Origin of the sequence: Enterobacter sp. 198, from assembly GCF_009025585.1 — a bacterium.
In the GTDB taxonomy this organism is placed as follows: Bacteria; Pseudomonadota; Gammaproteobacteria; order Enterobacterales; family Enterobacteriaceae; genus Enterobacter; species Enterobacter ludwigii.
This window is the reverse complement of sequence record NZ_WCIM01000003.1, coordinates 1-664: the sequence shown is the minus strand read 5'-3', so window position 1 is coordinate 664 and position 664 is coordinate 1. Positions and strand designations below refer to the sequence as shown.

The following is a 664-nucleotide window of genomic DNA, read 5'->3' as shown; positions in this document are numbered from 1 at the left end:
ACTGATTTGAGCGTCAGATTTCGTGATGCTTGTCAGGGGGGCGGAGCCTATGGAAAAACGGCTTCGCCGCGGCCTTCTCGCTTCCCTGTTACGTTCCTTCCTGGCATCTTCCAGGAAATTTCCGCCCCACCTGTAAGCCGGCACCGCTCGCCGCAGCCGAACGACCGAGCGCAGCGAGTCAGTGAGCGAGGAAGCGGAATATATCCTGTATCACATATTCTGCTGACGCGCCGGTGCCGCCTTTTTTCTCCTGCCACATGAAGCACTTCACTGACACCCTCATCCGTGCCAACATATTAAGCCAGTATACACTCCGCTAGCGCTACGTGACTGGTTCAGGGCTGCGCCCCGAAACCCGCCAAAAGCCTGACGCGCCTGCGGCTTGTCCAACCCCGTGCCGACCGGGAAAGGTTTTCCCGCCCGTCCCGGCGTTATCAGGAGACCGGTTTGTCAGAGAAACGGAACAAGATGCTCACCATGTGGGTGACGGAGGACGAGCACCGGCGGCTGCTTGAGCGCTGTGACGGCAGGCAGCTGGCGGCGTGGATGCGGCAGACCTGCCTGGACGAAAAGCCGGCACGTTCCGGAAAGCTCCCCTCAATCTCGCCGGCGCTGCTGCGCCAGCTTGCCGGCATGGGCAATAACCTGAACCAGATAGCCCGCC

At 60.8% G+C, this 664-nt stretch carries 1 protein-coding gene; it reads left to right on the top strand.

What is annotated here, in order from left to right; genetic code table 11:
* Positions 1 to 468: 468 nt before the first annotated feature.
* Positions 469 to 664 (top strand): plasmid mobilization protein (locus F8561_RS00040; RefSeq protein ID WP_192938244.1); only part of this gene is annotated, 196 nt, incomplete at its 3' end.